This is a genomic window from Amycolatopsis roodepoortensis (genome assembly GCF_024628825.1).
GTDB classification, from domain to species: Bacteria; Actinomycetota; Actinomycetes; order Mycobacteriales; family Pseudonocardiaceae; genus Amycolatopsis; species Amycolatopsis roodepoortensis.
Genome location: NZ_CP102415.1, coordinates 5,919,692 through 5,935,400 on the forward strand (window position 1 = coordinate 5,919,692; position 15,709 = coordinate 5,935,400).

Sequence of the window (15,709 nt, forward strand, 5' to 3'; positions counted from 1 at the left end):
GCACCACCCATGCCAGCAGGTATAGCCGAACGGATGCTCCGGTGTCGCGGCCCGCTTCGCGCGTTTGCCGCCCAGTAGCAGCAATGCCTGGTTGCTGGTGTCGGCCAGCGAGTGCACGGACTCCGCAAGCATCGAGGAGGACGCGGTGAGCAGGAACGCGACGAATTTCGTCACCGCGATCCCCAGGTTGGCGAACATCGCCGTGACAACCGCCCGCGTACTTCCTTCTGCGGCCACGTATGCACCCTAGTGTCGTTGATTCGTTTACGTCTGCGGGTGTGGGTGCGGGAGAATCGCCGCATGTATGTGGCGGAGGCGTTGCGGTTGCGTGAGGGTGATCGTGGGCGGTTGGAAGGGATCATCTGTGCGTCGACCGCGACTCCGCCGGCGTAGCGATGCCCCACGACGCGAAGCCCGTGTTTGGCCGCGTGTTCTGGCGATCCGTCCGGTGTCGGGCAGACAGTGCCCGACCCGCCCGCGAACGGGGTTGCCGGAGGCTGGAGACCTTCATCGATTCCCGTGTTCAGCGTGCTCTCCATGGTCGGAGACCTGCGCTTCGCCCCAGGCGTGCAGTGCTGTGATGAGGGCAGGATCGTTGGTGTGGAAGGAAAGTGAAGCGCCGTCCGGTAGTTCGGCGTAGTCGATGGTGATCCGTGGCGCCCCGGCGGTGAGTTCGGTCAGGCCGGGCATGGTGCCGCCGTGGATGCTGGCGGGGTCGGTGAAGTCTCCGCTGCGGAACCGTGTGCTCTCTTCGGTGAGGTGGGTGCGGATGGGGCCGATTTGCGCCATGTCGCCCGGCACGTCGGCGACGACTTCTTGAAGGAGGCCGTCTGGGCGAGGTGTGAAGCGGTGCGTTGTCTTCTCGAGGTCGAACGGCATGACGGATCTGCCCTTCTCGGCGACCTCTGATTGACGGGCCGACTGTGGCTCTGTGGCTGGTGTCGAGCATGCGGCGCCCAGGGTCGCGACGAGGACGGCGGCGGCGATGGCTCTACGGGTGGTCACTGGTGGTGGCCTCTTTCAGTAGGCGTAGCGCGTTGATCACGTTGGTGTGCTGTTCGGGGTCGATGTTGCTGAGGAGTTGGGCAAGCCGTTTGCCGCGTCGCTCGACGACTCCGGCGGAGACCTCTGTGCCGGAGTCGGTGAGCGACAGCAGCCGGGCCCGGCCGTCGGCGGGGTCGGGCCGGCGGAGTACCCAGCCGCGGTCGACGAGGCCATCTGTCAGGCGGCTGGTGGTCGACTTGCCCAAATTCAAGCGAGAGCCCAGTTCGCCTTGGTGTAGCGGGCCATCTCGCAGGATGGTCAGTGCGTGCGCCTCCGCCACGGACATCGGAGATCCACAGGGTGTGCGGTCTGGTTCGAGCAGCCCCAGGGACCGCACGAGACTGACGAACGTTTCGGCGAACTCGTGGGCGGCGGCCGGCTCGGGGCTACTCGACATAGTTCCAATCTAGAACTATATAGTCCCAAGATGCAACAAAGTTCGCGGGAGCGGCTCCGATTCGGGGGGACGGGGCGGGAGAGGCGGGTCACCACGTCACGGGGAGGGCGGTCAGGCCGCCGGTGAGGACGTCTCGTCGGATGGTCAGGTCTTCGACGGGCACGGCAAGGCGCATGGTGGGGAACCGTGGAATCAGTTGGGTGAATACGGCTTGTAGTTCCATGCGGGCCAGAGGCGCGCCGATGCAGTAGCGGAGGCCGTGCCCGAAGGTCAGGTGCGCCGAGGCATGGCGGGTGACGTCGACGTGGTCGGGCTCTGCGAAGACGGCGGGATCGTGGTTGGCGGCGCCGTTGTCGAGCAGCACGAGTTCGCCCGCCTGGATCGTGACGCCGTCGATCTCGAAGTCCGTTCGCGCGTATCGGGGGATCCCGCCGCCGCTCTTGCCTGGTGCCCGGAGGAGTTCTTCGATCGCGTTCGGGACGAGACCGGGATTGTCGAGCAGGGCGTTCCATTGGCCAGGGTTGGCGAGCAGGAGCAGCGCGCCCATGCCGATCTGGACCACGGTGGTCTCGTGGCCGGCGAACAGCAATGCCATCGACAGCATGGCGGCTTCGGAGTCGGAGACACCGTCGGTCGCGCACAGCCGGGAGATCACGTCGTCGCCTGGGGACTTGCGCTTGTCGACGACGAGGCGCATGCCGTAGCCGAACAGCTCGCCCAGTCCCTGTTCGGATCGTGCCCGGTCGCGGATGTCACCGGCTGCTTCGGTCCAGGCGCGGAACTGGTCGCGGTCCTCGTACGGCACGCCGAGCAGTTCGCAGATCACCAGGATCGGCAGCGGTAAGGCCAGCGCCGTATGCAGGTCGGCGGGTTGCGGGCCGCCGTCCAGGTCGTCGAGCAGTTGTGTGGTGAGTGTGTCGATGCGGGGCCTGAGCGCTCGCATGTGTTTGGGGGAGAAGTGCGGTTGCAGCAGGGTGCGCATCCGGGCGTGGTGGGTGGACTCGGTGTCGAAGTCGCCGTGCGGGCCACCGAACAACGCGGACTCGCCGGTTCGCGCCGCGTTCTCGGGTTCGCGATGGGATCGGCCGAGCCGGTCGTCGGAGAGCAGGCGTCGCACTTGCGCGTGGTCGGTGACCAGCCAGGCCTCGTCGCCGACGGCGGTGCGGATCCGGTGGATTGGTCCCTGGGCCTGCAAGGCGCACAGCTGGGGTGCGACCCGCAGCAGGTCGGGCTGGTCGAAAGGGAGTCGGGCTGAAGCGCTCACGATGAACCTCTTTGTGAACTCACAGTTGTATACGTTGACGTAAACAAACGTACTTGTATACTCCGATGTTGACAAGTGGAGGTGCGATGGCTGAACCCGAGCCCGTCCGGCGCATGCCCCGCGCCGAACGGCGCGAGCAGATCCTGGACGCGGCGACCCGGGCGTTCGCGCGCACGGGGTATGCCGCGACCGGTCTGGATGACGTGGCCGCAGAGGCGGGAATCACGCGTGTGTTGCTGTACCGGCATTTCGACTCGAAGGGCGACATGTACCGGGCCGTGCTCGACCGGGCCTGCGCCCGGCTCGGCACCGCGGTGGGATCCGAGGGGGACTACGACGAGGGCAGCCTGCCCGCGCTGATGCGCAGTGCCGCTGACGATCCGGACGGATTCCGGCTGCTGTTCCGTCACGCGGTGCGGGAGCCGGAGTTCCGTGACGTGGTGGACGGTATCCGGTCCGCCTCCGCCGAGGTCACGCGCAAGGAGCTCGCCGCGATGATCCCGGACGGCCCGTGGCTGGACTGGGCGGTCCAGTTGGTTCCGGCGGTCACGCTTGAGGCGGTGATCGCCTGGCTCGACGCGGGACAGCCGGATCCGGACCAGGCCGCGGGCCGCATCGCCCAGATCGTGCACGGCATCGTCGACGTGGCCGGGGCTGTTGACCGGCCGAAGGGATATCGAGATGAGCGACGAACACGGCAATGAACGGCTTCGCGACGTGTGGGATCGCTACGCGTCCCGGTACGACCGCGACATGGGTTTCGTCGAACGTCTCCAGTTCGGCGGCGGCCGTGAATGGGTGTGCTCCCAAGCCGGCGGCGACGTTCTCGAGGTCGCCATCGGCACCGGCCGAAACCTCCCGCATTACCCGGCAGGCGTCACGCTCACCGGCTTGGACCTCAGCCCCGCCATGCTCGACATCGCCCGCATCCGGGCAGTCGAACTCGGCCGCGACGTCGAGCTGTGTGAAGGCGACGCGCAGGAGCTGCCCTTCCCTGACGCCTCTTTCGACACCGTGGTGTGCACGCTCGGTCTGTGCGGTGTCCCGGATGACCGGGCGGCGATCGGCGAGATGTACCGCGTACTGCGGCCGGGCGGGACGCTGCTGCTGCTCGACCACATCGGCAGCCACCGCAAGATCGTCCACTTCGGACAGTCGTTGCTGGAGAAGGTGAGCCTGCGGATGTGCGGTGACTACCAGACCCGCCGGCCGCTGCCCTTGGTGGAACAAGCCGGATTCGTGGTGCGACGACAGGAACGGCTCAAGCTCGGCACGGTGGAACGGGTCGCCGCGGTCAAAGCCTGAGCCGCTGCGCAGGGCTCAGGACGCGACGGGAAGTTCGGCCAGCCGCCATTCGAGCATCCCGTCGGTGAGCCTTCGCGCGGATCGGCCCTCGGCCGCGAGCAGACGAACCGCGTCGTGGGCGAGTACGCAGTACGCGCCGCGGCAGTAGGCGACGATCTCCTGATCCGCGGGCAGCTCGGCCAGTCGTTCGGAGAGTTCCTCCAACGGAATCGACACCGCGCCGGGGATATGCCCGGCGGCGTACTCCTCGCGGGGCCGCACGTCGAGCACGGTGGCGTGGCCTGCCTGGACGCGGTCGAGTAGTTCCTCGCGGGTGACCTGATCGGTGTCCGGGCCGAGGTAGGCGGCTCGGGCGGCTTCGACATCGGGCAGGTGCTCGCTGGCGACGGAGCGCACCAGCGCGTACAGCGCGGCGATGTCGTCGGCGGCGAGCCGGTAGTAGATCTTGGTGCCGTCCCGGCGGGTCGCCACCAGGTTGGCCTGCTTGAGAGTCTGCAGATGCGCCGAAGCGGTGGTCAGCCCGAGCTCCGCGGCGCGCGCCAGCGAATCGACCGTCCGCTCGCCCTGGGCGAGGAGATCGAGCAACTCCAGGCGCTTCCCGCTGCCCAGCGCCTTGCCCACCCGGGCGAACTGATCGAACAAGGCGTTCTTCGCGTCGCGGTCACCCATGATCCTCCAATCATCTGTGGAATAGTGTAGAACATGGGAGGGCGGGTGCGTTGACGGCCTGCTTCCGAAGTCGAGGAGGTACCTGTGAGCTCGGTCGAGGTCGTTCCGCTTGTCGACGAGGGATTGGGTAATTCCGCGTACCTGCTTGAGCTGGGGGATGGGCGGGCGATGGTCGTGGACGTCAGCCTTGACCTGCGCGCGACCTCCCGTGCCGCTCGACGGCGCGGGTTGACGGTGGCGTTCGCGGCCGACACTCATCTGCACGCGGACTTCCTTTCCGGCGCCCGGCAGTTGTCGGCGACCGAAGGCACGCAGGTGCTCGCTTCGGCGGCCGGGCACCGCGAGTTCACCCACAGCGGGCTGCGTGACGGAGACGAGGTCGACCTCGGCGGGCTTCGGCTGCGGGCGCTCGGCACGCCGGGCCACACCCACGAGCATCTGTCGTTCCTGCTGCTGGACGGTGAACGGCCGGTCGGAGTGTTCACCGGCGGTTCTCTGCTGGTCGGATCCGCAGCCCGCACCGACCTGGTCTCGCCCGAGCAGACCGAGGCGCTGGCCCGCGCCCAGTACGCCTCGCTACGACGGCTGGCCGAACTGCCGGACGACGTGGCGGTGTGGCCGACACACGGCGCCGGATCCTTCTGTTCCGCGCCGCCGGGTTCCGAGCGAACCAGCACCATCGGCCGGGAAAAGGCCACCAATCCGCTGCTGCACGCCGCGGACGAAGACAGTTTTGTCGCCGCGCTGCTCGGTTCATTGGGCAGTTTCCCGCCGTACTTCCACCGGCTGGGGGAGATCAACCGCCGTGGCCCTGCCGTGCTCGGCGCGCCGCCCGCGCTGGTGCCGCTCGATCCCACCGGTGTGCGCACGTTGCTGGCCCAAGGCGCCCAACTGGTCGACGTCCGCCCACTCACGCATTTCGCGGACGCCCACGTGCCGGGTTCGTTGTCGATCCCGCTCCGGCCGGTGTTCGCCTCCTGGCTGGGATGGCTGGCGCCGCCTGACCGGCCGCTGATCTTCCTGCGCGAGGCCGATCAGGACCCGGCCGAGATCGCCTGGCAGGCCACGAAAATCGGCTATACCGACCTCGCAGGGGAGCTTGATGGCGGTATCGATGCCTGGATCGCCGCGGGACACCCCACCACCAGTACCCGCCTGGTCGGCCCCGGCGAGGTCGAGGGGCCGGTGCTGGACATCCGGCAGGCGCCGGAATTCGAGGCGGGTCACCTGCCGGGCGCCCTGCATATCGAACTCGGCGACCTCCCCGGTCGCGCGGATGAGGTGCCGGGCGAGCCGCTGGTGGTGATGTGCGGACACGGCGAACGGGCGATGGGGGCGGCCAGCCTGCTCGAACGGGCCGGGCACCGCGACCTCGCCGTGCTCACCGGTGGCGCCGATGACTGGGCCGCCGCGAGTGGTCGTCACCTGGAGACCGGGCTGTGAGTCACCCCGCGCTCGGGATCCGCGCCAACCTCGCGCAGTTCAGCCTGCTGGTCGCGGTCAACGCGCTCGTCGGCGGCGTGCTCGGGCAGGAACGCACCGTGTTGCCGCTGCTGGCCGAGCAGACCTTCCACCTCACCGGCTACACGTTCCTGCTTACTTACGTTCTCGTTTTCGGCCTCACCAAGGCTGTCACCAACTATTTCGCCGGCACCTTCTCCGACCGCTTCGGCCGCAAACCCGTTTTGCTTGCCGGATGGTTGATCGCGATCCCCGTCCCGCTCATGCTGATCTGGGCGCCGTCGTGGGGCTGGGTCGTGGCCGCCAACGTGCTGCTCGGCGTGAACCAGGGGCTGACCTGGTCCACCACCGTGATCATGAAGATCGACCTCGCCGGCCCCGCCCGGCGCGGGCTGGCGATGGGCCTCAACGAAGCCGCCGGCTACCTCGCCGTCGCTCTCACCGCCTTGGCCACCGGCTACCTGGCGGCCCGCTACGGGCTACGGCCGGCACCGTTCCTGCTCGGCCTGTCCTACGTCGCCCTCGCCCTCGGGCTGACCGCCCTCGCCGTCCGGGAGACCCGCGACCACGCCAGAGCCGAGGCCGCTCAGCACGTCGCACGCCATGGCGAACTGACGAACCGGGAGGTGTTCGCTCACACCAGCGTGCGCGAACCCGCCCTGTCGGCGGCCAGCCAGGCCGGGATGGTCAACAACCTCAACGACGGCCTCGCCTGGGGCTTGTTCCCGATCCTGTTCGCCACCGCCGGTCTCTCGATCTCCCGTATCGGAATCCTCGCCGCCGTCTACCCCGCGGTCTGGGGACTCGGGCAACTCGTCACCGGGCCCTTGTCGGATCGCTGGGGACGCAAACACCTGATCACGACCGGCATGCTCGTCCAAGCCGCGGCCCTTGCCCTGGTCGCGATCGCCGACACCTTCAGCGCGTGGGTATGGGCAGCCGTGCTGCTGGGCGCGGGTACGGCGATGGTCTACCCGACGTTGCTGGCCACCATCGGCGACGTCGCCCACCCCGCGTGGCGCGCCCGTGCGGTCGGTGTCTACCGACTCTGGCGCGACGGCGGCTTCGCTGTCGGCGCCCTTCTGGCCGGCGTTGTCGCCGACCTTTGGGGACTGCGCTCCGCCGTGTGGGTGGTCGCGGCGATCACCGCTCTCTCGGGCGTGCTCGTCGCTGCCCGCATGTACGAAACCCACCCCCGGAGCCGGCGCCCTAACCCCGCTTCTCTCGAAGAGGAAGACGTATCGTGACCATCCACAGTGGACTTGGCGACAGGCCGATCTATCTCGACTACAACGCCACCACTCCCGTCGATCCCGCTGTCGTCGACGCTATGCTGCCCTATCTGACCGGTGGCTTCGGGAACCCATCCAGCGATCACCACTACGGCAAGGCGCCTCGCGGGGCACTGGAGCGTGCCCGTGAACAGGTCGCCGCGCTGCTGGGCGCGTCGACTGGTGACGTCGTGTTCACAGGGTCGGGCTCGGAGGCCGACAACCTCGCCATCCGCGGTGCCTTTCTCGCCGCCGGAGCCGACCGGCCGCACGTGATCACCCAGCGCACCGAGCATCCCGCCATCCTCGAAACCTGCCGTGCGCTGCAACGCTGGCACGGCGCCGAGGTCACCTATCTTCCCGTCAACACCGACGGCATCGTCGAACCGCGGGACCTGGCGGCCGCGATCACCGCACGCACCGCGCTGGTGTCGATCATGGCCGCCAACAACGAAACCGGTGCACTGCAACCAATCCGTGAACTCGCGCGCATCGCGCACGACCACGGTGCGGTGTTCCATTGCGACGCTGCCCAAACAGCAGGGAAGATCCCACTCGACGTGACGGACCTCGATGTGGACCTGCTGACGGTGGTCGGGCACAAAATGTATGCCCCCAAAGGCATCGCCGCCCTCTACGTCCGGCCCGGAACAGTCCTCGAACCGCTGGTCTACGGCGGCGGCCAAGAGCGCGGACTGCGCGCCGGTACTGAAAACGTCGCCCTCGCCGTCGCGCTCGGAGAAGCCGCCCGGATCGCCGCGGACGACCTCGCCGCCGGTGGACACCACCACCTCCGGCACTTGCGAGACCGCCTCCACCACCGGCTGGCCGAGAGCCTGCCTGGGCGGGTCCTGCTCAACGGGCCGGTGGAACGGCGTTTGCCGAACACGCTCAACATCAGCATCCGCGGGATCACCGGGCACAGCCTTCTCGCCGCGACACCCGGAATCGCCGCCTCCACCGGCTCGGCCTGTCATAGCGGCGACCACCGGCCATCGCCGGTACTGACCGCGATGGGGCTGGACGACGCCCGCGGCATGTCCGCGCTCCGGCTGTCGCTGGGCCGCTGGAGCACCCAGGACGACGTCGACCGGGCGGCGGAGCTGGTCACAGCCTCATGAGGCCGTGATCGCACCGAGTTCAGGACTGCACGCGAACGACCGGCAACACCCCGACAGGAAGCAGGAATTCATGAGTGAAGCGAACATGAACAGCACGCCAGGGCAGCCGCGCGCCGGTTTGTCCACCCGGTGTGTCCACGCCGGGGACATCCGCGATCCCGAGGGAGCCATCCATCCTCCGCTCTACGGGCATTCCACGTTCGCCTTCGACTCCACCGCCGATCTGCTCGACGTGGTGGAGGGCCGCGTCGAGGGGAATCTCTACACCCGCTACGGTCTCAACCCCACCATCCGCTCGCTTGAGCGCAAGCTCGACGATCTCGAAGACGCGCCAGTGGCCTTGGCGTTCGGCTCCGGCATGGCCGCCGAGGCCGCGACCTTCCTTGCCCACGTCATCACCGGCGACCACATCGTGTGTCTGGGCGATGTCTACGGCGGAACGTTCGAGCTGCTCGGGGAGAACCTGCCTCGCCTCGGCATCGACACCACGTTCCTCACCGCGAGTGAGGTAGGCCGGTTACCGGAAGTGCTCACCGATCGGACCCGGATCGTCTTCTTCGAAACTCCCACCAACCCCGGCCTCGATGTCTTCGATATCGCCGCGATCACCGCGCAGGCGCACTCGGTCGGCGCGCTGGTGGTTGTCGACAACACCTTCGCCACCCCGGTCAACCAGAACCCGCTGCGTCACGGCGCCGATCTCGTCGTCCATTCCGCCACCAAATACCTCGGCGGTCACAGCGACCTCACCGCGGGACTCGTCGCCGGGCCCGCCGACCTGCTCGCTCCGATCGCGGGCTGGCGCAAGAACCTGGGCCAGGTCATCGCCCCGGAGATCGCGTCCCTGCTCGCGCGCAGCATCCGCACTCTCGTCGTCCGCGTCCGAGCCCAGAACGCAGCCGCCACGGCCGTCGCCGAATTCCTCGCCGAACATCCCCGTGTCACCAAGGTCAATCACCCCAGTCTCGCCACCGGCGATCAGGCCGCCATCGTCAAAAACCAGATGCGCGGCCACGGCGGCATGCTGAGCTTCCTCGTGGACGGCGACGCCGCCACCACGGCGGCCGTGGTCGACCGGTTGCGTGTGTTCAGCATCGCCGCCAGCCTCGGGGGCGCCGAAAGCCTGGTCACCCAACCCATCACCACGACCCACCACGGCCTCGACCCCGCCGAACGTGCCCGCAGGGGCATCGCCGACAGCATGATCCGGTTGTCGATCGGTCTCGAAGACGCCGACGACCTCATCGCCGATCTCGCCCAAGCACTCGAGAGTCCCGCCATCACGCTCGGCCCTCCGCCGAGCGGCTCCTGATCGACGTTTGGATTCGGTCGGCCGGATGCGATCACAGGGTTGCGGATTCCTTGGACAGGAAGAAGTACGCGTAGCGAGCGTCGAGTTCGTTGCGGGGTACGAGGTGGACCGCTTTCGGGGTGAGCCCGCAGCGTGCGGACAGCTCCCAGAATCCGTCGATGGGGTAAGTCGTCATGTCCGCCAGTCCACGCCGGTAGGAGCGTCGCCGGGGTCTGGTGAACCAGCTGCCGGTGTTGTACTTGATCTGGATCAGGGCCAGGCCGCCTGGGGCGAGGAGGTCCCGGGCGATGCGCAGCAGACGTTCACCGTATTCCGGGGTCGGGATCAGCTCGAAGACGTAGAAGGACAGGAACACGTCGCACTCGCCGTCGATCCGGTCGAGCGCGGATTCAGGATTCGCCACTTCGACGGCCGTCGGGCGGAACGGGGTGTCGCAGACGTCGGCGATCTGCTTGCCGCATTCGTCGAGGGACTCCGTGGAGATGTCGACGCCGACGAACTCTCCTGCTCGGGGCGCGAAACGGACGGCGTTGGCGCCGCCTCCGCATCCCCATTCGACGACCCGGTCCCAGGTGCGGGTGAATCCGGCCATCCGTGCCCCGGCTTCGAACAGAGCTAGGTGCTCTTCACCGATCTTGTGCCAGAGGTCGCTGCCGTCGAACGCCGGTGAATCACGCCAATGGGAGTCCGCCGCCCAGCGGGGCCCGGACGGGCGTCGCCAGTACTTCTGCGCGTCGGCCGCGATCGTCGAGTCGCGTTGTCGGAGACCTGCGGTTGCCAAGGCGCGTTGCAGGAGGTCTTCGGTCGTGACGGCGAGGTGCTTTCCGTGGGCGACGGCGCGGGGAAGTCGTCTTCGGACGATGTTGGTCAGGCTCGGTCTTGCAAGCATGGGAAGCCTTTCGCTGAATCTCGCGGCCTCAGGCGTCCGGGCGCGCGGAGGGGAACCCGTGCGCTCAACGTGGCGCTGCGGGCTTGTGGATACGGGGGAATTCAGCGAAAGGCCGGTGGTCCACGACGAGGGCGGGAACGCCGAAGCAGAACGTCGGTCGCGATGTTCGTCCTGTCCGGGCGCAGGACTGGCGACCACAGCGGGGTATGCGGTGGTGTGGCCGGAACCGGAATCCAGCCCAGCGTCCGCCACACGAGGCCGCGGATCGCGAGCAGGGCGGTGTCCGCGCCGGTCAGCAAGAGCCCGAGGAGGACGATGGCCAGCGCGTAAACACCGAGTACCTGCAGCGGGCCGACCTCGGCGAGGACCGGGTCGATGTGGCGGTGGGTCAGCTGTGAGGGCAGCAGCAGGACGGCATGCAGCACGGCTTGGGCGGCCGCCAACGCGCCGATCGCCGCGATCGGGCCCCGGCAGTGGTCGGCGATGGCGGTACCCGCCCAGCCGATCAGCCCGGCGATCACCAGGGTCATCCCGATGTGGGGGATCACGCCACCGCCAAGGATGTGCGCAGTGATCCCGAGCGCTGCCGCCGCGCCGGCGAGAACCACGGTGCGGGCAGCGTGAACCGCGACCGGAAGGCTTTCGGGATCCCGTGCCACCGGTGCAGCTTACGGGCTGTCTCGGCCTGGTGGTTCCGCCAACGCGTGGCGTCGCCCGCGGTCAGTCATGGTCGGGGATGCCGTGGAGGTGGTGGTCGGCGGCGTTCATGGCCTCGGCCAGCAGCCGGCGCACGTGGCCACCGCGGGCGCGGTAGAGGACGTATCGGCCGTCGCGACGCATGCTGACCAGTCCGGCGAGCCGGAGCTTGGCCAGATGCTGGGAGACCGCCGGGCGGGCGATGCCCACCGCGGCCGCCAGCGACGCGACGTCGGACTCGTCCCCGCTCAGTAGCCAGAGCATCCGCATCCGGGCCGGGTCGGCCAGCATCCTGAACGCGGTGGACGCGGCTTCTACCTGGTCGGGTGGCGGAAGCTGAGCCCACTGAGCACCAGATTCGTCATGTGCGTACATGTGCACCTATCATGGTGGTTGTCGTAGAGGTGAGGAGTGTTCCGGTATGTCGTTGTTCGGTCATCGGGACTACCGGCACCTGTTCGGTGCCCAGCTGGTCGCACTGTTCGGCACGGGGCTCGCGACCGTCGCGCTCGGCCTGCTGGCCTACGACCTGGCCGGCGCCGACGCGGGCGCGGTCCTGGGTACGGCACTGGCGATCAAGATGATCACCTATGTGACGGTGGCGCCGCTCGCGGGCGCGTACGCCGATCGGGTGCCACGCCGGACGGCGCTGGTCTGCCTGGATCTGGTGCGGGCGCTGGTGGTGCTGGCCTTGCCGTTCGTCGACGAGGTCTGGCAGATCTACGTGCTGATCGTGGTGCTGCAATCCGCGTCGGCCTCCTTCACCCCCACCTTTCAGGCGGTGCTGCCGGACATTCTTCCTGATGAGGGGCTCTACACCCGGGCTTTGTCGGCTTCGCAGCTCGCGTCGACGATGGAGACCCTGCTCAGCCCGGTGATCGCGGCGGCGGTGCTCAGCGTGGTGAGCTTCCACTGGCTGTTCAGCGGCACGTCGGCCGGATTCGTGCTCTCGGCGCTGCTGGTGGTGAGCACCCGGATCCCGGACGCGGTCCGCAGCAGGCGTGGTGGTGTCTGGGATCGCACGCTGGCGGGGGCTCGGATCTTCGTCGCCACCCCGCGCCTGCGCGGCGTACTGGGTTTGAACCTCGTGGTCGCGGCCGTCGGCTCGGTGGTGATGGTCAACACCGTCAACTACGTCCAGGACGCGCTCGGCCGATCCCAGGCCGATGTCGCGCTGTTGCTGGCGGGCAACGGCGTCGGCACCATCGTCGCGGCGTTGTTGTTGCCGCGAGTGCTCGGCCGGATCGCTGAGCGCGCGGTCATGCTGACCGGCGCTTCGGTACTCCTGACCGGTATCACCGGCGCCATTGGAATGTCCACAGTGGACGCTGGGGGATGGCGATGGCCCGCGGCGCTGGCGCTGTGGGCGCTCATCGGCACCGGAACCGGGCTGATCCTGACCCCGGTCGGCCGGGTCCTGCGCCGGTCCAGTCACGCCGGTGACCGGCCGGCGGTGTTCGCCGCCCAGTTCTCCCTGTCACACGCCTGCTGGCTCCTGGCGTACCCGATCGCCGGCTGGCTGGCCACGGCGGCCGGCTTCACCGCCACCTGGACGGTGCTCGCCGTGCTCGGACTCGCCGGCCTCGTTGTCGCAGTGCGGATGTGGCCTCGCCGGGAAGCTGAAGTCGTCGAACACACCCATCACGGTCCCGGTGATGACGCGCACCTCGCCGACGCCGTCGAGGTCGCCGACGGGGTGTGGCGACACAGCCACGAGCTCGTCATCGACAAAGAACACCCTCGCTGGCCGGTTCCGGCCCGCTGACCTCGCCGCTCAGGGTGAGCAGGCGGGGATGAGCCTGGGTACGAGGCGGACGTAGGCGACCATGCCGAGCACTTCCACGAGGGTCTGGGCGACGATGACAGCGGCGGCGAGGGACAGGCGGTCGGGTAGTGCGAGGGCCAGCGGCAGCACGACCAGGGAGTTGCGGGTCGCGCCGGTGAACACCACGGCTCGCCCGGCAGGGATGTCGAGGCGGAACAGGCGGGCCACCGCCCAGCCCGCGAAGGCCATGACCACCAGGAACGCAATGTAAACGGGGATGACGGCGGCCACACTGGCGAGGTTGCCGCCCAGTTTCGGTACCTGGGAGGCGACGACGACCAGGAGGGTGGCGGCCATCAGCGGCACCATCGTGGTGTTCGCCGCGGCGGAGACCACCCGGCCCGCCGGTGCGCGGGCGGACCACGCCTGGGTCGCACAGGCCAGCGCGAGCGGGATGACGATCAGTACGAGGAACGCTTCGGCGAACGGGCCGATCTCGACGATATCGGCCAGCTCCGAGCCCAGGAACAGATACAGGAAACCCGGTAGCAGCAGCATCTGCGTGACCAGCAGCAGCGGGGTGGCGGCCAGCAACCGTCGGCTGCTCCCGCCGGCCAGACCGCTGAAGACGATGACGTAGTCCACACACGGGCACAGCAGCACCAGCAGCACGCCGATCCGCACCGCCTGCTCACTGGGCAGGAACACGAACATCGCCGCCACCACCGCGGGAACCGCGACGAAGTTCACGACCAACGTCGCGGACAGGAACCGCGTGTCCCGTAGCGAGCGCACCAGTTCGGCGGCGGGAACTTGCAGGAACGTCACATACAGCAGGGCGCCCAGTACCGGGTTGATGGCGTGTTCCAGGCCCGGTCCCGCCGCGGGCAGCGCCCAGCCGAGCAGGCCGCCGGCCGCCATCGCCGCGAGATAGATCGGCACCTGATGGTGTTCCATCCGGTCGGCGAACCCCTGTGCCACTCCGCGGATTCCTTCTTCTCGATCGCTCTCTGCCGTCCCATCCTCACAGGTCCGGCGTCTGATGTTCCGCCACGGGTCGGTCCGAGCGCGCCGCGATGGCGGCCGAATCACCGGGCACGGCGGGCAGGCCCAGCGCGACCGGCCCGGTGTCACCACCGCACGCCGAGGCCCGTCGTCTCCGGCGCACCACGATGATGGCCGGCACTGAGAGCAGGGCCAGCACCGCGAACGCCGGCAGCCAGATCGCCGTGAGCGCGGACGCGGCACCGATGCCGCCGAGCACGGCCAGCAGCGGTCCCGCGCAGCACACCGCGCACGCCGCGACTCCGGTCGCACCGGCGCCCCACCTTGTCCACGAACGGGAGGGACGGGAAGCCGGGTTCATCCGGTCGCTCCGAACAGTTCGGCCACCAGGGTGCCGGCGGTCTCGGGCGCGCGCACGGTCAGTTCCAGCGCGGCGGGGGTCAGGTGCAGCGTGAAGTCGAAGAACGCGCAGCAGTCCTGCTCCGCAGCGGCCAGCGCGGCGACCTCGGCGGCCAGCTCAGGGGTGGCGGGGAAACTCAGGGTCACACCGTCCGCGGTGTCGCGCCGGTCGGTGGCCCGCGCCGTGATCCGCTGCCACTGCGCGATCCGCTCGCCGAGCGCGGAACCGTCCAGCGTGCAGGCCACCGGTGCGTCCCGCCATGCCGCAGCCGAGGCTTCGCCGGGGCGAGAACGGGACAACGTCACCGGCACGGGGCCGGGCGCGGTGGCGGTCGTGCAGCCGCAGTCCGGTCCGCACCCGCCTGCCGGAGCGGGCGTCGACAACTGCTCCTGGACTCTGGCGAGACGGGCGGAGAACGCCGCGAGCTCGGCCTGGCGGCGATCGGCGTCGGCGATGCGGTCGGCGACCAGCGGCCGCATCCGCGCCCGCACCGCCGCGCACACACCCTGCTCCCACACGTCGAGCAGGTCGCGGATCTCCTCCAGCGGCAGGCCGAGGACTTTCGCCGAGGAGATGAACGCGAGCCGCTCCACCGCGTCCTGCCCGTAGACCCGGTATCCGGCGGTGGTGCGGTCCGCGGGCAGTAGCCCGGCCGTCTCGTAGAACCGCAGAGTCGTCGCCGGGACACCGGTCCGGGTCGCGAGCTGGGAAATCCGCAAACTGGTCACAACCCGAACCTAAACCTTCGACTCGACTCGAAGGTCAAGCCCGAGAAGTCAATCCCTCCCCGAGGAACAGCACGCCGATCGCTGTCCCCGGATGGAAGACGGCATTCACCGCGAACTGCCATTGGAACGCCGTCGCTGGCACGACCCAGCCCGTGGCCGACTCCGGGCGAGAGGGCCCGCCACGACGACAGCGATACCAGCAAGATCAACGGGATGGGGCTGATGGCGAACTTCTCCGTTGTCTTGCTGCGCGAAGTGCGACGCCCACGATGCGAACCCGGGTATCTCCTCGAGCGTGTGCACCACGAACATCGCGAACGGCATGTAGAAGGCGAGTCGGGCACTCGTCCATCCTGCCGAGACGTGCGCGTCGCGCGTGGAT

Annotated in this window: 17 protein-coding genes and 1 pseudogene; 7 read left to right on the plus strand and 11 right to left on the minus strand. The window is 68.7% G+C overall.

The annotated features are described in order from the left end of the window. Positions 1–21: 21 nt before the first annotated feature. The 4 genes and pseudogenes from NQK81_RS28250 to NQK81_RS28265 form a co-directional block, all read right to left on the minus strand. Positions 22–237 (minus strand): annotated as a pseudogene (locus tag NQK81_RS28250) (cation diffusion facilitator family transporter); the annotation flags it as partial. 270 nt (positions 238–507) lie between these two features. Next, entirely contained in the window at positions 508–1,005 is a 498-nt protein-coding gene (locus NQK81_RS28255; protein WP_257483928.1) for a hypothetical protein, read from the minus strand. Beyond that, the gene (locus NQK81_RS28260; protein WP_257483929.1) at positions 992–1,330 is read right to left on the minus strand and encodes a MarR family winged helix-turn-helix transcriptional regulator; all 339 of its coding nucleotides are present in this window, start codon (positions 1,328–1,330) and stop codon (positions 992–994) included. Before NQK81_RS28260 ends, NQK81_RS28255 begins: the two co-directional genes overlap by 14 nt. 199 nt (positions 1,331–1,529) lie before the next feature. Beyond that, the gene (locus tag NQK81_RS28265) at positions 1,530–2,705 is read right to left on the minus strand and encodes a cytochrome P450 (RefSeq protein WP_257483930.1); all 1,176 of its coding nucleotides are present in this window, start codon (positions 2,703–2,705) and stop codon (positions 1,530–1,532) included. An 86-nt stretch (positions 2,706–2,791) separates the two neighbouring features. Between NQK81_RS28265 and NQK81_RS28270 the strand changes: the two genes are divergently transcribed. Together NQK81_RS28270 and NQK81_RS28275 are read left to right on the plus strand one after the other, a co-directional pair. Beyond that, entirely contained in the window at positions 2,792–3,409 is a 618-nt protein-coding gene (locus NQK81_RS28270; protein ID WP_257483931.1) for a TetR/AcrR family transcriptional regulator, read from the plus strand. Then, the gene (locus tag NQK81_RS28275) at positions 3,387–4,010 is read left to right on the plus strand and encodes a class I SAM-dependent methyltransferase (RefSeq protein WP_257483932.1); all 624 of its coding nucleotides are present in this window, start codon (positions 3,387–3,389) and stop codon (positions 4,008–4,010) included. Before NQK81_RS28270 ends, NQK81_RS28275 begins: the two co-directional genes overlap by 23 nt. Before the next feature lie 15 nt (positions 4,011–4,025). Here NQK81_RS28275 and NQK81_RS28280 read toward each other — a convergent pair whose 3' ends face one another. Beyond that, positions 4,026–4,679, minus strand: a complete 654-nt coding sequence (locus NQK81_RS28280; RefSeq protein ID WP_257483933.1) for an ArsR/SmtB family transcription factor — start codon at positions 4,677–4,679, stop codon at positions 4,026–4,028. 84 nt (positions 4,680–4,763) lie between these two features. Between NQK81_RS28280 and NQK81_RS28285 the strand changes: the two genes are divergently transcribed. The 4 genes from NQK81_RS28285 to NQK81_RS28300 all read left to right on the plus strand — a co-directional run bounded on the left by NQK81_RS28285 (position 4,764) and on the right by NQK81_RS28300 (position 9,844). Then, entirely contained in the window at positions 4,764–6,122 is a 1,359-nt protein-coding gene (locus tag NQK81_RS28285; protein ID WP_257483934.1) for an MBL fold metallo-hydrolase, read from the plus strand. Next, positions 6,119–7,387 (plus strand): MFS transporter, encoded by a 1,269-nt coding sequence (locus NQK81_RS28290; protein WP_257483935.1) that lies wholly within the window; start codon positions 6,119–6,121, stop codon positions 7,385–7,387. Before NQK81_RS28285 ends, NQK81_RS28290 begins: the two co-directional genes overlap by 4 nt. Further along, complete coding sequence (locus NQK81_RS28295) at positions 7,384–8,532, plus strand: cysteine desulfurase family protein (RefSeq protein WP_257483936.1); 1,149 nt, start codon at positions 7,384–7,386, stop codon at positions 8,530–8,532. Before NQK81_RS28290 ends, NQK81_RS28295 begins: the two co-directional genes overlap by 4 nt. 70 nt (positions 8,533–8,602) lie before the next feature. Further along, complete coding sequence (locus NQK81_RS28300; protein WP_257483937.1) at positions 8,603–9,844, plus strand: trans-sulfuration enzyme family protein; 1,242 nt, start codon at positions 8,603–8,605, stop codon at positions 9,842–9,844. A 31-nt stretch (positions 9,845–9,875) separates the two neighbouring features. Here the strand turns inward: NQK81_RS28300 and NQK81_RS28305 are convergent, their stop codons facing one another. The 3 genes from NQK81_RS28305 to NQK81_RS28315 form a co-directional block, all read right to left on the minus strand. Further along, positions 9,876–10,733: a class I SAM-dependent methyltransferase gene (locus NQK81_RS28305; protein WP_257483938.1), complete on the minus strand. Its 858-nt coding sequence runs from the start codon at positions 10,731–10,733 to the stop codon at positions 9,876–9,878. Between the two features lie 101 nt (positions 10,734–10,834). Then, the gene (locus tag NQK81_RS28310; protein WP_257483939.1) at positions 10,835–11,392 is read right to left on the minus strand and encodes a hypothetical protein; all 558 of its coding nucleotides are present in this window, start codon (positions 11,390–11,392) and stop codon (positions 10,835–10,837) included. Positions 11,393–11,453: 61 nt separating this feature from the next. Then, complete coding sequence (locus tag NQK81_RS28315) at positions 11,454–11,804, minus strand: ArsR/SmtB family transcription factor (RefSeq protein ID WP_257483940.1); 351 nt, start codon at positions 11,802–11,804, stop codon at positions 11,454–11,456. A 46-nt stretch (positions 11,805–11,850) separates the two neighbouring features. Here NQK81_RS28315 and NQK81_RS28320 point away from each other — a divergent pair, with 46 nt between their 5' ends. Continuing rightward, positions 11,851–13,194, plus strand: coding sequence for an MFS transporter (locus NQK81_RS28320; protein WP_257483941.1), 1,344 nt, complete (start codon positions 11,851–11,853; stop codon positions 13,192–13,194). A 9-nt stretch (positions 13,195–13,203) separates the two neighbouring features. On the opposite strand, the gene NQK81_RS28325 is transcribed toward NQK81_RS28320, so the two are convergent. The 3 genes from NQK81_RS28325 to NQK81_RS28335 form a co-directional block, all read right to left on the minus strand. Then, positions 13,204–14,151: an arsenic resistance protein gene (locus NQK81_RS28325; RefSeq protein ID WP_257489870.1), complete on the minus strand. Its 948-nt coding sequence runs from the start codon at positions 14,149–14,151 to the stop codon at positions 13,204–13,206. Positions 14,152–14,218: 67 nt separating this feature from the next. Continuing rightward, positions 14,219–14,560 (minus strand): hypothetical protein, encoded by a 342-nt coding sequence (locus NQK81_RS28330; protein ID WP_257483942.1) that lies wholly within the window; start codon positions 14,558–14,560, stop codon positions 14,219–14,221. After that, the gene (locus tag NQK81_RS28335; protein ID WP_257483943.1) at positions 14,557–15,327 is read right to left on the minus strand and encodes a MerR family transcriptional regulator; all 771 of its coding nucleotides are present in this window, start codon (positions 15,325–15,327) and stop codon (positions 14,557–14,559) included. Before NQK81_RS28335 ends, NQK81_RS28330 begins: the two co-directional genes overlap by 4 nt. Positions 15,328–15,709: the final 382 nt, after the last annotated feature.

Coding starts and splice junctions, on each gene's coding strand:
- NQK81_RS28260 (WP_257483929.1), bottom strand. CDS start 1,330: ATGTCCGTGGCGGAGGCGCACGCACTGACCATCCTGCGAGATGGCCCG.
- NQK81_RS28270 (WP_257483931.1), top strand. CDS start 2,792: ATGGCTGAACCCGAGCCCGTCCGGCGCATGCCCCGCGCCGAACGGCGC.
- NQK81_RS28275 (WP_257483932.1), top strand. CDS start 3,387: ATGAGCGACGAACACGGCAATGAACGGCTTCGCGACGTGTGGGATCGC.
- NQK81_RS28280 (WP_257483933.1), bottom strand. CDS start 4,679: ATGGGTGACCGCGACGCGAAGAACGCCTTGTTCGATCAGTTCGCCCGG.
- NQK81_RS28300 (WP_257483937.1), top strand. CDS start 8,603: ATGAGTGAAGCGAACATGAACAGCACGCCAGGGCAGCCGCGCGCCGGT.
- NQK81_RS28305 (WP_257483938.1), bottom strand. CDS start 10,733: ATGCTTGCAAGACCGAGCCTGACCAACATCGTCCGAAGACGACTTCCC.
- NQK81_RS28315 (WP_257483940.1), bottom strand. CDS start 11,804: ATGTACGCACATGACGAATCTGGTGCTCAGTGGGCTCAGCTTCCGCCA.
- NQK81_RS28320 (WP_257483941.1), top strand. CDS start 11,851: ATGTCGTTGTTCGGTCATCGGGACTACCGGCACCTGTTCGGTGCCCAG.
- NQK81_RS28325 (WP_257489870.1), bottom strand. CDS start 14,151: ATGGAACACCATCAGGTGCCGATCTATCTCGCGGCGATGGCGGCCGGC.
- NQK81_RS28330 (WP_257483942.1), bottom strand. CDS start 14,560: ATGAACCCGGCTTCCCGTCCCTCCCGTTCGTGGACAAGGTGGGGCGCC.